The organism is Paenilisteria portnoyi (genome assembly GCF_014322795.1).
Classification (GTDB): Bacteria; Bacillota; Bacilli; order Lactobacillales; family Listeriaceae; genus Listeria_A; species Listeria_A portnoyi.
In genome coordinates this window covers 1-17,229 of record NZ_JAASTT010000009.1, presented here as the reverse complement: position 1 = coordinate 17,229, position 17,229 = coordinate 1, and the positions used below count along the sequence as shown (strand labels likewise).

Sequence of the window (17,229 nt, the reverse complement as noted above, 5' to 3'; positions counted from 1 at the left end):
ATGAATAATACAAAACTCGAGAAATACTTTACAAACTTGAGACCCTCAATATGCATGTGAACGTAGTGAACAGGCAATCCATCAGTGGGTCTTATGACACCGAATCGGCAATCCCGTCCTACCATGCGTGGCATCATGTTTCCCGCCTCCGGATCTAGCTTCAGAAGCCAGCTCCTCGAAATTTTCGTGGCCTCCGCAAAAGTCAAAAAAGGACTTTCACTGCGCCCCCTAACAAATTTTTTCGGGGCAAAGGGCTTCTTCAGCTTTTCTCTATTTCAACTGCGTCTTTATATCATTATTCGCACTTTCCGTTGCTTTTGTCATCGCTTCTTTCAGTGTCATCTCACCTTTAAGCGCGGATGGTAACATGTTTTTATATTGATCGGCAACAATCGAAAGTGTCGTACCATCTTGCCATGCCGTCGCGTATTCCGCCCCAGCTACAAATGGCTGCAAAATTGCATCTGCATCTATATTCATTTCTTTGGCTACCGACTGGCGTGATGGCAACACCGAAGCGCCCTCTGCCCATGTTTTCATCCCAGTCTTCCCGCTCATATATTCCATCAATTCCCAAGCAGCATTCTTATCCTTTGCCGCCGCATTCATCGAATAACTTACAGTAAACACCATCGTCCCTTTTTTACCATCAATCATCGGTACTTCTTTCGTTCCAAATTTGACATCTGGGAAATTCTGCTCTAAATGCGCAATGGCCCAGTTCCCCTCAACCATCATTGCCGCTTTACCAGCTCCAAACGAATCTCCCGACCAGTCTTGGCCTAAATCAGCCGGACGTTTAATCAATCCTTTTTGATACCAATCAACAAGCGGTTGCAATGCCGCAGTAATTTTTGGATCATCCAAATTAGAATAACCATCTTTATCTAAAATAGTTTCCCCAGAAGATTGCGCGATGTACATCTGACGAGCAAGGTCGGCCGTGAACGCACTAGGAACAACATCTTTCGGCAACTTCGCTTTTAAACTCTCTAAGAAAGGCTCCATTTTATCTGCTGTCGTCGGAATCGTATTCGGATCAATCCCAGCATCCGCAAACATCTTCTCGTTATAATAAATGCCAAGTGTAGAATAATCTTTCGGCAAACCATACTGCGCCTTATCGTCACCAGTAAATGCATTATAAACAGGTTTATAAAAATCCTCTGTATCAAAATCCTTCGTTTTCGAAATATAATCATCCAGTGGAGCTAAAACCTTCTTTTCAATCAGACTCGGCGCAAGATATGCCTCCACATAAAACACGTCTGGCGCTGTTCCACCAACTAAATCCGTCTGAAGTTGCGTTTCATAATCATTATAAACTTTCTCCTTTACCTTAATTCCAGATTCCTTTTCAAAATCAGCAATGAGCTTCTTTCTTGTTGTTTTTTCAGCTTCTGTACCTTTCCAAACACCTAATGTCACTGTCTTCTCCCCAGCTTTCGCCTCGTCTTTCGTCCCATTTCCACAAGCAACAGTGAACAATAATGTACAAACTGCGCCTAAAACCATAAACGTTTTCAAAACTTTTTTCATAACCATTCTCTCCTCTTTTTATCTAATTTTAAAGAAAGCGTATTCATTTAACGTTATTCTATTCCAAAACGTTTCGGATGTCAAGTGCTTATTTTCTAAAAAATAGATGTTTAGAGTTGTAAGTTTAGCTTAATTCCACTAAAATAGGGGTAATAGGAAGTTAGAATTGGAGGTATAACGTTTTGGCAACAATCAAAGATATTGCGAAAGACACCGGTTTTTCGGTAACGACTGTCTCCCGCGCGCTCAATGGCTACAGCGATGTGAACGAAGAAACTCGTGCTATTATTAGAGCTTCCGCACAGAAGTTACAATACAGCCCAAATATGCTTGCCCAGAGCCTCGTTACAAAGAAATCAAAAACAATCGGCCTACTAGTAAGCGATCTAAAAAGAGAAAGCGTGAAAGATAATTTTGTATTCGATGTTTTATGTGGTGTAAGTGAGCATGTGGCAACGATAGACTACGAAATGATCTTAATTAGCACGACAACATCCAAGCAACGTAACAAAACATTCGGCCAAGTCGTAAGCGAACGAAACCTTGATGGCGTTGTGATTCAGGGCTTAAAAAAGGACGATCCATACCTAACAGAAGCCGTTGCAAGCCAACTGCCGACCGTGCTGATAGATATTCCGATTGAAAACGATTCGACTGGTTATGTCACTTCCGATCAAGAGGATAGTGTAAAAACGGCTATCAAATATTTGTCACGCCTCGGACACCGAAAAATCGCCTTCATGAATGGGCACAAACAGGCATACGTGAGTGGCATTCGCTTCAAAGCATACCAAGATGCCCTATCTGAAATCGGTATCGACTATAATGAAAAACTGCTTTGTTACGGCGATTTTGAAGAAGAAAAAGCGTATCAGACTGCGCTTAATTTTTTACTAACCACACAAAACGTTTCCGCGATATTCTGCGCCAGTGACATCATGGCATTGGGCGTTCTAAAAGCCGCTCGCGAACTCCAAATCCAGATTCCCAGAGAGCTTTCCATCATCGGATTCGATAACATTTTGCTCACTCGCTACGTAAGTCCACCCCTTAGCACCGTTGCGCAAAACCCATTCGAACTAGGAAAAGCCGCGGCGATACTCGTTTTAGAAATCATTAACCAAACCTCTACAGAGCATCACCAAATTTTGCACAACGAATTAATTGTCCGCGAATCAAGCGGCCCTAGAATATAAATAAAGAGGAGCGCCTAAATTTAGGCGCTCCTCTTTATTGTATTCACCGTTAAAAACACAAAAATAATAATCGAAAACCAGTATATCATGCCGAAATATGGAATAAAAAATCCCGTTAATTTTAAAATTGTTTTTATTGCTAGCGGTAGTGTCATGCCGTAAGCGCCGAACATCCAAAGTCGCCTGTAGCTAACCGATGCACTGCGTCCAAATGGCAACGACACCCATGCAATAATCGAAATGAATACCACGCTAATCAGCACCTGTAAAAACGCCTTCACATATTGATAAAAAAAAGCTAACTGTTTCAACTGTGATTCATTTTCCTGCAACAATTTCAATACATCCACATTCGTATATTCCTGCGCACTTCCCCAAATCGGCAAATCACGATACGCCGTACTATTCGTCGACATCAAGCCATTTTTTCCAAATTTAAATCCATCTTGCTGCAACGCAATCACATAATCCGTCGACGCCCGTTGCGTTACATCTCCAATCGTAATTGTCACATCAAAAACTGGAACGGGCACAATCAGTGGCTCCCCCTCATAATCAAGCCCCTGCTCGGACAAATTAAACGGTTGCATTTCCGTTAATAAACCCTCATAATCCAATTTCGACGTCTTCGAAAAGCTAGAAAAACTCAAAATCAGGGATGATAGCAACACCAAACATAACAAATAAAAAAATGATTTCCAAATACTCTGCGCCTTCCACTTCCCAATCTCTTTCCACTGAAAAAATAAACTCTGCTGAAATTGCTCAATTATCCCCATTTATCTACTCACATCCAAAACGTTATTTATCATTAAAAATCATATTAAACCATTGCATAAATTAAATCAATATAAAAGTTATATTTGACTTACCGAAACGTTTCGTATAAAATGTGAAACTAAAGAAAGCGTTCTCTATTCATTTACTATTTTGCAATACGAAAGGATACGAATATGTCATTAAAATACGATAGAGGTACATCAGAATCAAAGAATTGGCGGATAACAGAAACACACTTTCAACCAGAGGCACTTGGCAAAGTCGAAGCCGTTTTTAGTTTAGGAAACGGCTATATGGGCTTACGTTCTGCAACCGAAGAACGTTATGCCCACGAAGTACGCGGTAATTTTGTTGCTGGAACCTTCAATAAATTTCTTGGCGATAAAGAAGTCACCGAACTACCAAACGCTGCAGATATGACCGAAATGATCTTCACTCTAAACGGAGACATGTTCCAATTAACAGATGGCGACATTCTAGATTTTGATCGTACACTAAACCTTAAAGATGCGGAACTATCACGTCATATCCATTGGCGCTCCCCATCTGGATCAGAATACAAGCTTATTTTCACCCGCTTTGTGTCCCTAGATAATAAACACATCATCGCCCAAAAAGTTGCGATTACGCCACTTTCTAGCGATCTCACCTTGACGCTTCGTTCTGGCATAAACGGCCAAATGACTAATACTGGCACGCAACATTTTAAAGAAGGGGTTTTGCGATTGTACAACCAAAAAATCATGAAACTAGAGGCGCATACAACAGAATCCAACATCGATTTTGTTCATTTTTCCCGCCATGCCTTCAAAAAAGAAAATACAAACTTTACACCAAAAAACACGATTTTCATGGATCGTCGCAAAATTTTCATAGCATTTGAACCAGAGAAAATTAAGAAGAACGAAACCGTTACGATCGAGAAAGTATCTGGCGTGTACACAAGTCGCGATAAAGATTGGGTCGATGTCGATACAGCACTTGCGAATTTTACAGCCACCTCCGATTACGATACTTTATTCCAAGCACACCGCAACGCTTGGAAAAGCCAAGTTTGGGAGCAATATCCGATTCAAATCGAGGGTGTTGATTTTGATCAGTTGGCTATTAGATTCGCGATTTATCATCTGACCGGTATGACGCCCGCGCATGATAACCGCATGAACATCGGCGCCAAAGGGCTTTCTGGTGAAGGATATAAAGGTCACGCTTTTTGGGATACCGAAATTTTCGTATTGCCATTTTTCACAACCTCCAACCCTAAAATTGCTCGCCAGCTCCTAGAATATCGCTCCCTATCGATTCCTGGTGCAGTCCGAAAGGCAATCGATAACAATTACGAAGGCGCTATGTTCCCGTGGGAATCCGCTTGGCTTGAAGATGGAGAAGTGACGCCAGTTTGGGGGGCAGCTGATATCATTACAGGCGAACCTACAAAAATCTGGTCTGGCTTCATCGAACAACACATCACAGCAGACATCGCATTCGCTGTTTGGCAATATTACCAATTTACAGGCGACCAAGACTTCATGGAAAAACACGGCTACGAGCTCCTATTTGCAACCGCTGTTTTCTGGCAATCACGGCTTGAAGAAAAAGGAAATCGATATGAAATAACTGGCGTAGTCGGCCCTGACGAATATAAAGAACACGTGGATAATAATGCTTTCACAAATTACATGGCCCATTGGAATCTAAAAAAAGCTATTCATTACCATGATTTGTTACAAAAAGGAAATCCCGAATTACTAGCCTCACTTTCTGCTAAATGGGATCTTCCAAACAACTATCAAAAATGGAAAGAAAAAGCAGCAAAACTTTATCTACCGCAACCGAACACAGAACTGGTCATTCCGCAAGACGACACCTACCTATCGAAAAAAATCATTGATCTAGCGCCTTATAAAGAAGCCTCCCAAGTTGGCGCTTTATTCCTAGACTACAACCTAGACCAAGTAAACGACATGCAGATTACCAAACAAGCCGACGTCATGATTCTCCTATACCTTCTTGAAAATGAGTTTTCACCTGAAGTGAAGCAAGCTAATTGGGATTACTATGAGCCTAAAACACTGCACGATTCATCGTTAAGTCGAGCTACACATAGTATTTTAGCATCTGATTTAGGTGATAAAGACCTCGCCTACTCAATGTTTGAAAAAGCAAGTCGGATTGATCTTGGTCCCAATATGAAATCAAGCGACGCCGGTATTCACGCCGCATCCATTGGTGGTATTTGGCAAGTCGTAGTGAACGGTTTTGGCGGTGTTCGTATGCTTGACGGGAAATTATATCTCCACCCTCACCTTCCAGAAAAATGGACAACATTGCAATTTCCAATTTACTGGCAAGGCTCACGTTTAGAAATTAAGGTTACTCAAGAAGCTGTCGCCATTACAAATACATCTAACAATACTGTGGTTTTAACGCTAAATGGCACTGCAATAAGTATTTTAGGCAACGCAACATTCACCACAAATTAAAATAGAGCTTGTTCAAGATGCCAATTTCGACATTTGAACAAGCTCTTATCTATTATTTAGCTTCTTTTGCCTTCGCAATCGCCGTTTCGTAATCTGGGTGATCCGTTCCTTCACCAACATATTCTGCATGAACGACTTTGTTATTGCTGTCCACCACGAACACAGAGCGAGCTAGCAAACGTAATTCCTCCATCACAACGCCATATGCTTCACCAAACGAAAGATCGCGATGATCAGAAAGAGTAATGACATTCGGAAGTCCTTCAGCAGCACACCATTTCTTTTGTGCGAAAGGTAAATCCACTGAAATGGTCAGTATAGCCGTATTTTCTAAACCAGAGGCGTCCTCATTGAACTTGCGTGTTTGTTGAGAGCATACACCTGTATCAATCGACGGGATCACACTGATTATTTTCACTTTACCATCATAATCACCTAATCTGACTGGTTCCAGACCTTGATTCAGCACAGTGAAATCAGGCGCCATGTCACCAACTTTTACTTCTTCTCCAATCAATGTCATCGGATTCCCTTTAAATGTAACTTCTGCCATTTGAATTCCTCCTTAGATTTCTTCTACGCCTTCTATTCTACCGAAGAGTCCAGCAATGTACTATTTTTTTGCCTATAATAACACAATTTCCAGTATTCCCAAGCTTCTAAATACTGTTCCAAATCAGCCGGATGATGCAATAAACAACGCGCGATTCGGATATACAACCCAATCAAAACCGAGCCGTAAAAGTCTCCTGGTATCGGTGTTTTTAAAAATTGTAATGCATAGGTAAGCGTCTTCTCTGTCAAATCTTCTGGTGATGAGAAAAAAGCAAAAATCAGATCGTATGTTGGCGGACCATCTACTGGAATAGGGTCTATGACAGCGCTTAAATGTTGATCCTGAAATAGAAAATTATGAACACCGCAATCCCCATGCAATAACATCGCTGGCTCTATCGGTTGCTTTTGAACAATTCGTACGATCAGTAGCGCATCTTCCTCGGATAAGTTATGACCAATAATTAATCTCGCCCCCATTGTTTCTTTTTGTAAAAAACGGAGCCAATGAACATCAGAGTACCAGCCACTCCCACGCGTTGCCATACGGTAATGATTGATAAGTCCTACAACTAATTCCTGCAACATTTGTCTCTTTTCTGGCCGTATTCCCGAGGTCTCGCCTTCTAAAAATGGATATACGACATATTCATCTGCTTCATAAACAGGGCTTGGCAAAATAGAAAGCCCCCCATAAATACATAAAAACCTTGCTTCTGCTCGTATAACACAACTATCATTGATCTTCACGACATACTCCCAGTCGCCCTCGCAGCAAACCTTCGCTACCTGACTAGATGTTCCCCCACTTAAAAAATCCCAGCTTTCTATTTGTGAAATAAACACACCTTTTTCTACTAATTCCTCTATTGCAACTTGCATTTCCATCCTTTTACTCCTTTCGAAAAAGAACCTACAAGCGTAACCTGTAGATTCTCATCACATCTTATTTCCTATCTTTATCTAACGCCAAATACCCTTCATGTACAACCGCTGTACTCTCCAGCAAATCCGCAATTCCTTGCTTTTTCGGCGTGAATGCACAGACAAGGTACAAAATCCACACAACCGACGTGACAAAGCGTAACGCGCCTTCGCGAAACAGCACCGTTCCCCATGTTAACTTCTCTGTTTTCAGCGATACGACGCGAATTCCGAAAATCATTTTTCCAAGCGTTTGGCCCCAAAATTTCGTCATCACGATAAAATAGGCCAGAAAAACAAGTGTCAAAAGCGCTCCGTAAATCGCGAAAAAGGAACCATCCATGTTCCAATCAGCTAACCGGAAAACCGGGCTAATCAAAATCCCTGATATCGCCGTCGTCACAAGCAAATCGATCATATACGCCATAAAACGAATCCAGAATCCAGCATAATATTGCGAGGGAAAACCGTTTTTTTCATCATTTGGAGGCTCATATTTAAACACTGGACGCTCCGTATGTTGCAACGTTTCCTGTTCCATTTGAACTCCTCCTTTATTTTCCATACAAATACATCAAACGCGGAGCTTCCATCATGTTCATCAACTGCAACGCTTGGTGTGCCTCGCTTTTTTGACCAACGATTTGGCTGACAGATGTAGAGAATATCGACGCTAAATCACCACCGCTTGTATCGTATTCAAACACTTCTGCACCTTTCAAATCTTGCTCTTTTTTCAAAGCGTTGAGGGCATCTTCTTGATATCCGAACGCATCAATTAAACCATTTGCCTTCGCTTGCCGACCATCGTAAATCCGGCCATCTGCAATTTTGCGAACCTCGGCTTCGGTCATGTGACGACCTTCCGCGACAACTTTCACGAATTGGGCGTAAGAATCATCAATCATCGACTGCATAATCGCTTTTTCTTCTGCTGTCATTGGGCGTGACGAACTCATAATATCCTTGAATTCTCCACTTTTAATCGTATTATCGGAAATTCCGACTTTCTTCATCAGCTCGCTAAAATCATATCCTTGCATAATAACACCAATCGAACCTGTCAGCGTTTCAGGACTCGCGTAGATCTTATCGGCTGGCGCGGAAACGTAATAACCACCAGATGCCGCCATGCTACCAAATGAAACATAGACTGGCAACGTTTTCTCTTTCTTAATTTGTAAAATTTTATCGCGAATTTGTGCGGACTCCACAACGCCACCACCTGGTGAATTCACGTTTAGAAGAACACCAGCTATCGAATCGTCTTCGCGGATATCTTCAAGAAAATCCATGAAATCCGAATGACTGTAGCCTTCACTACCACCCAGAAGTGAGTCACTAGAACCAGTATCCTGAATCGCGCCATCGATATGAAGCACGGCAATCCGCTTATCTATATTCCCTTCTTCTAACACCATCTCCGTCAAGCCTGTATCCTCCGCCATCAACGAGTCCACCCAAGACATTTCATACTCGTCATCAGTGGCTAATAGCGTACTTGTGATCTTCGTAATCCCGCTCACTACTAATAAAGCCGCGACAATCCCGATCGCAATCCATCTTTTTGCATTCACATTATTTCCCCCTTTTTTATTACCATAGAACTATCATAACGGAAAACAGCTACTTTTTACAGCGAAACTTGAAAAATTCTTATTTTTTACAAGATTAGTAGTGAGCATTCGTGTTATAATGAGGTGGAGATTGAATTAACTAAGAACTCTGGAGGTTTTAGTATGGCTGAAACAATTTTTTACTTTTCGTATCGTAAAACAGAAGAATTACAAAAACATGCGGATGAACTGAAAAAAGTAACGAAAGAATACGGTTTTGAAGTGACAGATGATTTCGAAGCTGCAACAGCGATTATTAGTATTGGTGGAGACGGCGCATTCTTGAAATCCGTGCGCGAAACTGGTTTCCGTTCCGATTGTCTATATGCAGGTATCGCATTAACAGAACAACTTGGCCAATATTGCGATTTTCACGTACACCAAATCGATGAAATTATTAAGGCTGCCGCAGAAGATCGCTGGCTTGTTCGCCGTTACCCAACGATTTACGGCACGGTTAATGATTCGAAGGCTTTTTATGTATTAAATGAGTTCAATATCCGCTCATCGATTATTCGTACGCTACAAATCGATGTGTATATCAATGACAGCCTGTTTGAAACGTTCCGCGGTGACGGCATGGTTATTTCGACGCCAACCGGAAGTACGGCTTACAATAAATCAATCAACGGCTCGATTGTGGATCCATTATTACCATCGATGCAAGTGAGTGAGCTCGCTTCGATTAATAATAACCGTTTCCGTACGCTCGGCTCCTCGTTTATTTTAAGTCCGAAACGTAAATTACGCCTAGATATGCGGGCGAATGGCGTGAATGATTTCCCAATTATGGGCATGGATTCCGAAGCGCTTAGCATCCAACATGTGGATGAAATTAAGCTTGAAGTTGGCGATCGTTTTGTGAATATTATCAAGCTGCATAATAATTCATTCTGGGATAAAGTGAAGCGTAACTTCTTGTAAAAAGATGAAGTTTGTCTGTATTGCCACGTCTGGCGTATACGGACAAGCTTATTTTTATGTAACGAAAAAGGCACCATTCTGAATTTCCAGAACAGAGCCTCTCCAATTATTCTCCCCAACTATCCTTAAATGCTTGCCAACTACCGAAATAATACTTAACAATGCGATAATCGTCAAAGTCATTCATTTTTGGCGTTCTACCGAGAATTCGAATAATCTCATTAGCTTCTTTAATGTATCGTTCTTTAATATCTTCGCCTTCCCCCTCAGAAGCAACTAACGTCAAATCTGCTGCACTTAAAAACTGTTCCCATGAACCGAAACTTTTTGTCGCAGCGCCAACGCCTGGAAACTCAGATGCCGCACCAATTGGAGGTCTGCCGAGTACTTTTGTAATGCGCTTTACTTCATCTATCAAATATTCATCCGTATATCGTTTTGCCGCCAATGTAATCAACCTTTCACTATTAAAGTATTAACAAGGATTATTGTACCATATGATTACTTTTCAGTCACTAAATAGCTCCACATTCCGCAAAATTCTATCCTTTTTAATCTCCATCTACCTGTATACTTATCCCAATTCCCAAATAATCTCCTAATTCATCCGGGCTGAGAAAGCCTCCTCGTCTAACAACCATATCATTAACCGTTACGATAGGCAAAATCTTTTCACCATTTTCTTCAAGTTCTGCGCACACAAGCCTGTTTTGTAAAAACGGTCGTTCGGATTCTGATTTTATATACAGGTGAGTCATTATTTCTTCCCCTGTAAATTCAGCATGTGCATTTTTGCGCGAGTCGTTGTGTATGCACTTAAAAATTTCAAGTTCTAAATTCCTATTATCTTCTAAGCAATAGTAGCTAATCTCGATTTTTCGTTTATAGGTCTGCATCATTTTTTACCAGTTGATCCAAATCCACCTCGATCTGTGTTGCCTAGCGTGGTAACTTCGGTGATTTGAACCTCTGGCATTTTCGCCATAATTCTAAACTGACAAATCCGATCACCTTTTTCAATAAGCGTATCTCGCATCGCAATCGCCGGAAACTTCCAGAAATCATTCTCGCCACAATAGCTCTCATCGATGACTCCCATACTATTTGATTGGATAATCCCGAAATGCTTATATGTACTAGAACGTGGCACAACATGGGCTTCGTGTCCTTTAGGTAGTTCCATCGCCACGCCAAGATCGATTAGCTTATAATCGCCAGCAACCAAACGGACTTCTTCGTTCGCATACAAATCAATCCAGTCACCTTGCTCTATTTTATTTAGTCTTGCCTCTTGATTAGGCGCGTATTTTACTTTTATTTCCATTGAAAGCCCTCCAAAAATTTAATTTGCCATTCGCTTAATCCTATCATGATAACGTCTCTAATAAAAGTATAATTGTGCAAAAAAATAATCTTGAAAAAGACAACCTCCTTTTCAAGATTATTTTTTGCATAATTTAAGATCTTATTATCTCCACGTACTCTGCGCATGGGCTAAGGGTTGCCTGACAATCTGTTTCCGTATTAACCGTATGAATAAATCTAGGGATTCTGTCGTCTTGTACTTTGAATTCGACGTTTCCAATTTCATCCAGAACGGTAGAGTAGTTTGTGTCTATTTGGAAGCGTTTGAAAATTGTTATAACACGCTCCATTTATCCTCTCTCCTCCCTTTGTGTTTTTAAAATTTAAAAAAATCAGAAGACATAATTATATCTCCATTCATTTCCATTTTACGCCTCGATGTGAGCACTGTCAAACAAAAGGCAAAAACCCAATGCAGACGGATAATCAATCATACAGTGGGTTCTCGTTCTTAACCTAATATCATTACTAGCAAAGCTTTCTGCGCATGGAGTCTATTTCCCGCTTGTTGATATACGAGCGACTGTTTACCATCGATGACAGCCGTGGCCACCTCTTCTTCGCGATGTGCCGGCAAACAATGTAAGAAATGGTAGTCCGGTTTGGCGTGCGATACTAGTTCACTCGTCACAGCATATCCTTCGAAATCCGCCAGACGTTTCGCATTCTCCTCCTCTTGACCCATGCTCGTCCACACATCTGTGTACACAAAATCAGCATCAGAAACAGCAAGAACGGGATCTGTCGTGATCTCGATTGTCGAACCGGTTTTAGCGGCGATTTCCAAGGCTTTATTTAAAACAGCCTCATCTGGCTCATAACCCGCCGGCATCGCGCATGAGATATCTAAACCAACCATTGCAGCAGCTAGTAATAGCGAATGACACACATTATTCCCATCCCCGATATACGCGAGTTTTACATCTTCAAATGTATTTTTCACTTCAAAAATCGTTAATAAATCGGCTAATGCTTGGCACGGATGATGCAGGTCTGTCAAGCCATTAATAATTGGAATTGACGCGTGTTCGGCAAGTTCCTCCACACCTTCGTGGCTAAACGTCCGGATCATCACGGCGTTTATATATTCACTCAACACGTGCGCTGTGTCCTTAATCGGCTCGCCTCGCCCGATTTGCAGTTCCTTCGAAGACATCACAATCGCCTGCCCACCTAATTGTAAAATCCCCGCCTCAAAAGAAACCCTTGTCCGCGTCGATGACTTATCAAAAATCATCCCTAAAATCTGCCCACTCAACGTATGGCTATAGTGCGCTGGATTTGTCTTAATCGCAAGCGCCAATTGCACTAATTCTGCAATTTCTTCATTGCTCCATTCCAATAAACTCAACATATCTTTCCCTTTAGTCGTTTCTGTTTGATATACCATTATTTCATCCCTACTTCCTGTTTTATAACCACGGATTCAATCAAATTCGCCGCGCATTCCAATTCCTCTTTTGTCACCGTTAATGGTGGTAAAAGACGCAACACATTCGGCCCCGCTGTCAATGTAAGTAAACCTAGCTCTTGCAATGCTTTAACTACTACTCCCGCCTCTGATTCTAACTCGATTCCAATCATCAAACCTTCACCGCGAATCTCAACGGTGTTCCCCGCTAATTTTTCAGTAAGTAACGCTTGAAAATAGGCGCCTTTTTCGACCACATCGGCGAGAAATACTTCCTCAAAAATAATATCAATAACCACATCCGCCGCTGCCATCGCGATCTTATTACCGCCAAAAGTCGAACCGTGAACACCCGGTCCAAATGTTGCAGCAAGCTCTGATTTACCAACCATTGCCCCAACAGGCAAACCATTTCCGAGCCCTTTTGCTAATGTGAAAATATCTGGTTCGATGCCTGCATGTTCAAAAGCGAAACGTTTTCCTGTGCGCCCCATACCAGTTTGAACTTCGTCGATAATGAGTAGCGCGCCATGTTTTTCGCATAGCTCAGAAACACCAACTAAAAACGCTTTTGTCGCTGGTAATACGCCGCCTTCGCCTTGAATAACTTCCAGCATGACCGCCGCTGTTTTTGCCGAAATGGTGTTCTTCAATGCTTCCAAATCATTGTATGGTAAGTATGTAAAACCTGGAAGTAACGCACCGAAACCATCATGAATTTTTCCTTGTCCTGTCGCCGTCATTGTCGCAATGGTTCGACCGTGAAACGATTGTTGAAACGTGATAATCTCATCACAACCCGTATGTTTTTTCGCGAGCTTTAACGCAGCTTCATTTGCCTCAGCGCCACTATTGCAGAAAAAGACAACACGATCCTCGTCCGCCGTTAATTTTGTCGCAACTTGTTCTTGAATACTGCTCTCAAAAAGATTCGATGTGTGCCAAATTTGCTCGAGTTGCTTCTGTACAGCGGCTAGAACAGTTTCGTGGCAATGCCCCAAGTTGCAAACCGCAATGCCCGAGGTGAAGTCAAGATACGCTTTCCCATTCGCATCCTTTACAACCGTCCCTTTTCCTTCTACAATCTCGATCGGAAATTTAGCGTATGTTGGAAATAAATCACTCATCCTATCTTCACCCCTTCGCTTATTATCGTCCCTTTAGTCGTAATTTCATTCGTAATAATCACTTGTCCAACGCCTTGTGCGACTGCATTTTTCGCACTTTCAAGCTTTGGAATCATGCCACCCGTGATGATTTTTGTCGCGACTAATGCATCCAGTTCGGCAGTATCAATATGCGTCATCACTTGCCCCGCGTCCAAAACCCCCGCCACATCTGTTAGCAAAATTAATTCCTCGGCTTGGAGCGCTGCCGCCACCGCGCACGCTGCCAAATCCGCATTAACATTTAACCACTGCGTCGACATCGCTAAACCAAGTGGCGCAATCACCGGCACGATTTGTTGTGCGATTAGACTCTCTATCAAGTCGGTCTTAACATGTGTAATTTCCCCGACAAAACCGAGCTCGCCGTCCGTTAATTGCTCCGCTTGCATCAAGCCCGCGTCGCCTGCATGTAAGCCAACCGCTGATATTTGCTGCTGCTCGAGCGCTGTAACGATTTCTGGTTGCACTTGCCCGATTAAGACCATTTTCGTCACCGCGAGCGTCTCTTTCGTCGTGATACGCAAACCAGCCTTCGTTTCAACTGGAATCTGCAACGCCTCCATCATTTTGCTGATCTGAACGCCACCACCATGAACCAAGACGACTTTTTTGCCATCCGCCTGCCACGTTTTTATTTGATTGAAAAAACTCTCATGAAGATGACTTCCCGCGACGCCACCTATTTTCACAACAATAATCCCACTCATCTCATTCACCCCTTTTTCACGTCCGGTAGCACGCATTTATTTTGACATAATCATAGCTTAAATCGCATCCCCACGCGGTTCCTTCTTCCAAACCACTATGCAAATTCACTTCGATACATATGTTTTCCTTTTGCAAATAATTGGCCAGTACATCCGGATTGTAATCTGCTGTCTCACTATTTTCTAAAATCGCCGTTTCGCCAATCCTAATCGTGATATTATCCGGTGAAAAACGACCGCCGCTGTAGCCAATCGCGCAAATAATCCGGCCCCAATTCGCATCCTCACCGAACATAGCGGTTTTCACAAGACTTGACGATACAATCTGCTTAGCAATCATTCTCGCGTCTTCTTTTGACGTCGCGCCTTTAACTTGCGCTTCAATGAGTTTCGTCGCACCTTCGCCGTCTCTCGCAATGCTTTTCGCTAAATGTTGGCAAACAGCGTAAAACATTTTTGTGAATCTTGCAAATTCTGATGTACCTTCTGAAAAAGCGGTATTTCCCGCACAGCCATTAGCCATCACGACAACCATGTCATTCGTTGATGTGTCACCATCCACCGTTATTTGATTGAACGTTTGATCTACTTTTTGTTTTAGCAATTTTTGCAATAGTTTAGCTGGAACTGCAGCATCTGTCGTAATAAACGAAAGCATCGTCGCCATATTTGGATGAATCATTCCCGAACCCTTGGCCACGCCTGAAATCGTGATCATTTTCCCGCCAATTTCAGCTTGCAATGTCAGCTCTTTTTGCACTGTATCCGTCGTTAAAATCGCCTCATGAAAATCGCCACTCGTACCTGATTTCGCGCTCAATGACACGATTCCAGCTTCCACTTTTTCCATCGGTAAATAGTCGCCAATAACGCCCGTGGACGCAACAGCTACGTCTGTTTCAGCGATTCCTAAATGCTTCGCGGTAATCGCCCGCATCGCAAAGCCATCATCCAGCCCCCGCTTCCCAGTGCACGCATTCGCCACGCCACTATTGACCACAATCGCCTGCAATGTCTGGTCTGCCGCCAAACTATCCTTTGTTATAAAAATTGGCGCAGCTTGCATTTGATTCATCGTATAAACCGCCGCAGATTCAGCCGGAACCTCTGAAAAAATAATCCCTATATCCTTCTTTTTGCGCTTTAATCCACAATGCTTCCCATCCGCGTAAAACCCAAGCGGCGTTGCAATCGTGCCATTTTCAACCGTTATCCAGTCCTCTTTTTCCAATAACTTTTCCATCGTACTTCCCCCTAAATCACGGATAAACCGGTATAAAATCAAGCCCAGCCGTCTCATCAAACCCAGCCATCAAATTCAAATTCTGAATCGCTTGTCCCGCGGCCCCTTTGACCAAATTATCGATCACCACAACAATCGTAATCATATTCGTTCGTTCATTATAACAAAGCCCAATATCGCAAAAATTCGAAGCCGTCACCTGTTTAAGCGTCGGATAAACATCCTTATCCTGAATACGCACAAATGGCTTCCCGTCATAGCTTTCTCGGTATAACGAAAGCAATTCATCCGTCGACGTCGCACCTTTCGCCTTCACATAAATCGTTGCAAAAATGCCTCGCGTCACTGGGATAAGCGATGTCGAAAACGTAATCGCATCAATCCCCGCGTCCCACACTCGCAACTGCCGGATAATCTCTGGAATATGCTGATGCTGATTCATCCGATATAGCGTCATGTTCTCGTTCGTCTCCGGAAAGTGTGTATTCGCACTCGGCGTCTTGCCCGCCCCAGAAATACCCGATTTCGCATCCACAATAATCGAATCAGCCTCCACCTTGCCATGCATCACAAGCGGCGCTAACCCAAGCAATGTCGCCGTCGCGTAACAACCAGGGTTCGAAATAAATGTCGTATCCACGTTTTCCCGCCATTCCGCCAAGCCATATTCCGCCTGATCCAAGTAAGCATCTGGCGCAGCGTCCTTGTTGTACCACTTCTCATATTTTTCCTTTGTCAACCTGAAATCCCCAGATAAATCAATGACCTTCATCCCAACATCGATAAACGGCTGCACAGCCTCCTTCGCGACCCCACTCGGCGTTGCTAAAAAAACTGCTTCACTCTCCTCTGCAATTTTGACCGCGTCAATTTCGGCGAGCTCATGATGGTAAACCGTATGTAAATGCGGATAAAATCGCGATATATCATCCGTCTGGGCGGAAAAACTATGCAAAGATACAACCTCGACTTGCGGATGCTGATGCAACAATCGAAGTAATTCGAGCCCTCCATAACCTGTTGCACCAATAATTGAAACTTTCATGATTTTCCCACCCTTCTTATTTTTTTATGATAAAGCTTATTATAAACTTGTATATTTATAATGTCAAATGGTTTTTTATAAATAATTAAGCTTATTTATACGTTTTTTATGTATATTATCATCATTTTTATGCATCACTGATTTACATACATTCCTGAACACAAAAAAAAAAGACTACCCCTCAGAGCGGCCTTCTGAACTGCTCCCTGTCAAGTAGACAGGCTAAAAAACAAAAAGAAATAATATGACTTGGAACAAAAATACCATATTTA

17 protein-coding genes are annotated in these 17,229 nt (G+C 42.4%); 3 read left to right on the top strand and 14 right to left on the bottom strand.

The genetic code is table 11. From position 1 onward, the window contains the following. Positions 1-270: 270 nt before the first annotated feature. On the bottom strand, positions 271-1,539 hold the full coding sequence (locus tag HCJ66_RS07620; protein WP_187132586.1) for an ABC transporter substrate-binding protein: 1,269 nt from the start codon (positions 1,537-1,539) through the stop codon (positions 271-273). Between the two features lie 182 nt (positions 1,540-1,721). Between HCJ66_RS07620 and HCJ66_RS07615 the strand changes: the two genes are divergently transcribed. Beyond that, entirely contained in the window at positions 1,722-2,735 is a 1,014-nt protein-coding gene (locus HCJ66_RS07615) for a LacI family DNA-binding transcriptional regulator (protein ID WP_187132585.1), read from the top strand. Between the two features lie 20 nt (positions 2,736-2,755). On the opposite strand, the gene HCJ66_RS07610 is transcribed toward HCJ66_RS07615, so the two are convergent. Further along, positions 2,756-3,514: a DUF1189 family protein gene (locus HCJ66_RS07610; protein WP_187132584.1), complete on the bottom strand. Its 759-nt coding sequence runs from the start codon at positions 3,512-3,514 to the stop codon at positions 2,756-2,758. A 174-nt stretch (positions 3,515-3,688) separates the two neighbouring features. On the opposite strand from HCJ66_RS07610, the gene HCJ66_RS07605 reads away from it, so the two are divergent. Beyond that, entirely contained in the window at positions 3,689-5,998 is a 2,310-nt protein-coding gene (locus tag HCJ66_RS07605) for a glycoside hydrolase family 65 protein (protein ID WP_187132583.1), read from the top strand. A gap of 52 nt (positions 5,999-6,050) precedes the next feature. Here HCJ66_RS07605 and tpx read toward each other — a convergent pair whose 3' ends face one another. Genes tpx through sppA form a run of 4 tightly spaced genes read right to left on the bottom strand, consistent with a single transcriptional unit; the run spans position 6,051 to position 9,054 of the window. Then, positions 6,051-6,551, bottom strand: coding sequence for a thiol peroxidase (gene tpx, locus HCJ66_RS07600; protein WP_187132582.1), 501 nt, complete (start codon positions 6,549-6,551; stop codon positions 6,051-6,053). A 32-nt stretch (positions 6,552-6,583) separates the two neighbouring features. After that, the gene (locus HCJ66_RS07595; RefSeq protein WP_187132581.1) at positions 6,584-7,441 is read right to left on the bottom strand and encodes a phosphotransferase; all 858 of its coding nucleotides are present in this window, start codon (positions 7,439-7,441) and stop codon (positions 6,584-6,586) included. Positions 7,442-7,499: 58 nt separating this feature from the next. Beyond that, entirely contained in the window at positions 7,500-8,018 is a 519-nt protein-coding gene (locus tag HCJ66_RS07590; protein WP_246438605.1) for an RDD family protein, read from the bottom strand. A 13-nt stretch (positions 8,019-8,031) separates the two neighbouring features. Beyond that, entirely contained in the window at positions 8,032-9,054 is a 1,023-nt protein-coding gene (gene sppA, locus HCJ66_RS07585) for a signal peptide peptidase SppA (RefSeq protein ID WP_187132579.1), read from the bottom strand. A 162-nt stretch (positions 9,055-9,216) separates the two neighbouring features. Here sppA and HCJ66_RS07580 point away from each other — a divergent pair, with 162 nt between their 5' ends. Then, positions 9,217-10,017, top strand: coding sequence for an NAD kinase (locus tag HCJ66_RS07580; RefSeq protein ID WP_181675353.1), 801 nt, complete (start codon positions 9,217-9,219; stop codon positions 10,015-10,017). A 106-nt stretch (positions 10,018-10,123) separates the two neighbouring features. Here the strand turns inward: HCJ66_RS07580 and HCJ66_RS07575 are convergent, their stop codons facing one another. The 8 genes from HCJ66_RS07575 to argC form a co-directional block, all read right to left on the bottom strand. After that, a complete protein-coding gene (locus tag HCJ66_RS07575) occupies positions 10,124-10,465 on the bottom strand; it encodes a homing endonuclease associated repeat-containing protein (protein ID WP_187132578.1) in 342 nt (113 codons plus the stop codon). A 103-nt stretch (positions 10,466-10,568) separates the two neighbouring features. Continuing rightward, on the bottom strand, positions 10,569-10,916 hold the full coding sequence (locus HCJ66_RS15980; protein ID WP_222717440.1) for an arsenic metallochaperone ArsD family protein: 348 nt from the start codon (positions 10,914-10,916) through the stop codon (positions 10,569-10,571). Continuing rightward, entirely contained in the window at positions 10,913-11,341 is a 429-nt protein-coding gene (locus HCJ66_RS07565; protein WP_187132576.1) for a dUTP diphosphatase, read from the bottom strand. The genes HCJ66_RS15980 and HCJ66_RS07565 overlap by 4 nt, the downstream gene beginning before the upstream one ends. 492 nt (positions 11,342-11,833) lie before the next feature. Then, positions 11,834-12,772: an ornithine carbamoyltransferase gene (gene argF / locus HCJ66_RS07560; RefSeq protein WP_187132575.1), complete on the bottom strand. Its 939-nt coding sequence runs from the start codon at positions 12,770-12,772 to the stop codon at positions 11,834-11,836. Beyond that, on the bottom strand, positions 12,772-13,920 hold the full coding sequence (argD, locus tag HCJ66_RS07555) for an acetylornithine transaminase (protein WP_187132574.1): 1,149 nt from the start codon (positions 13,918-13,920) through the stop codon (positions 12,772-12,774). Before argD ends, argF begins: the two co-directional genes overlap by 1 nt. Beyond that, complete coding sequence (argB, locus tag HCJ66_RS07550) at positions 13,917-14,669, bottom strand: acetylglutamate kinase (RefSeq protein ID WP_187132573.1); 753 nt, start codon at positions 14,667-14,669, stop codon at positions 13,917-13,919. Before argB ends, argD begins: the two co-directional genes overlap by 4 nt. 16 nt (positions 14,670-14,685) lie before the next feature. After that, positions 14,686-15,882: a bifunctional glutamate N-acetyltransferase/amino-acid acetyltransferase ArgJ gene (argJ, locus tag HCJ66_RS07545; RefSeq protein ID WP_425489631.1), complete on the bottom strand. Its 1,197-nt coding sequence runs from the start codon at positions 15,880-15,882 to the stop codon at positions 14,686-14,688. 46 nt (positions 15,883-15,928) lie between these two features. After that, positions 15,929-16,957: an N-acetyl-gamma-glutamyl-phosphate reductase gene (gene argC / locus HCJ66_RS07540; RefSeq protein WP_187132571.1), complete on the bottom strand. Its 1,029-nt coding sequence runs from the start codon at positions 16,955-16,957 to the stop codon at positions 15,929-15,931. Between the last annotated feature and the right edge of the window lie 272 nt (positions 16,958-17,229).

Excerpts from the sequence above, each read along its gene's own strand:
- HCJ66_RS07620 (WP_187132586.1), bottom strand. The coding sequence starts at position 1,539 with ATGAAAAAAGTTTTGAAAACGTTTATGGTTTTAGGCGCAGTTTGTACA.
- HCJ66_RS07610 (WP_187132584.1), bottom strand. The coding sequence starts at position 3,514 with ATGGGGATAATTGAGCAATTTCAGCAGAGTTTATTTTTTCAGTGGAAA.
- HCJ66_RS07605 (WP_187132583.1), top strand. The coding sequence starts at position 3,689 with ATGTCATTAAAATACGATAGAGGTACATCAGAATCAAAGAATTGGCGG.
- tpx (WP_187132582.1), bottom strand. The coding sequence starts at position 6,551 with ATGGCAGAAGTTACATTTAAAGGGAATCCGATGACATTGATTGGAGAA.
- HCJ66_RS07595 (WP_187132581.1), bottom strand. The coding sequence starts at position 7,441 with ATGGAAATGCAAGTTGCAATAGAGGAATTAGTAGAAAAAGGTGTGTTT.
- HCJ66_RS07590 (WP_246438605.1), bottom strand. The coding sequence starts at position 8,018 with ATGGAACAGGAAACGTTGCAACATACGGAGCGTCCAGTGTTTAAATAT.
- HCJ66_RS07580 (WP_181675353.1), top strand. The coding sequence starts at position 9,217 with ATGGCTGAAACAATTTTTTACTTTTCGTATCGTAAAACAGAAGAATTA.
- HCJ66_RS15980 (WP_222717440.1), bottom strand. The coding sequence starts at position 10,916 with ATGATGCAGACCTATAAACGAAAAATCGAGATTAGCTACTATTGCTTA.
- HCJ66_RS07565 (WP_187132576.1), bottom strand. The coding sequence starts at position 11,341 with ATGGAAATAAAAGTAAAATACGCGCCTAATCAAGAGGCAAGACTAAAT.
- argF (WP_187132575.1), bottom strand. The coding sequence starts at position 12,772 with ATGGTATATCAAACAGAAACGACTAAAGGGAAAGATATGTTGAGTTTA.
- argD (WP_187132574.1), bottom strand. The coding sequence starts at position 13,920 with ATGAGTGATTTATTTCCAACATACGCTAAATTTCCGATCGAGATTGTA.
- argB (WP_187132573.1), bottom strand. The coding sequence starts at position 14,669 with ATGAGTGGGATTATTGTTGTGAAAATAGGTGGCGTCGCGGGAAGTCAT.
- argC (WP_187132571.1), bottom strand. The coding sequence starts at position 16,957 with ATGAAAGTTTCAATTATTGGTGCAACAGGTTATGGAGGGCTCGAATTA.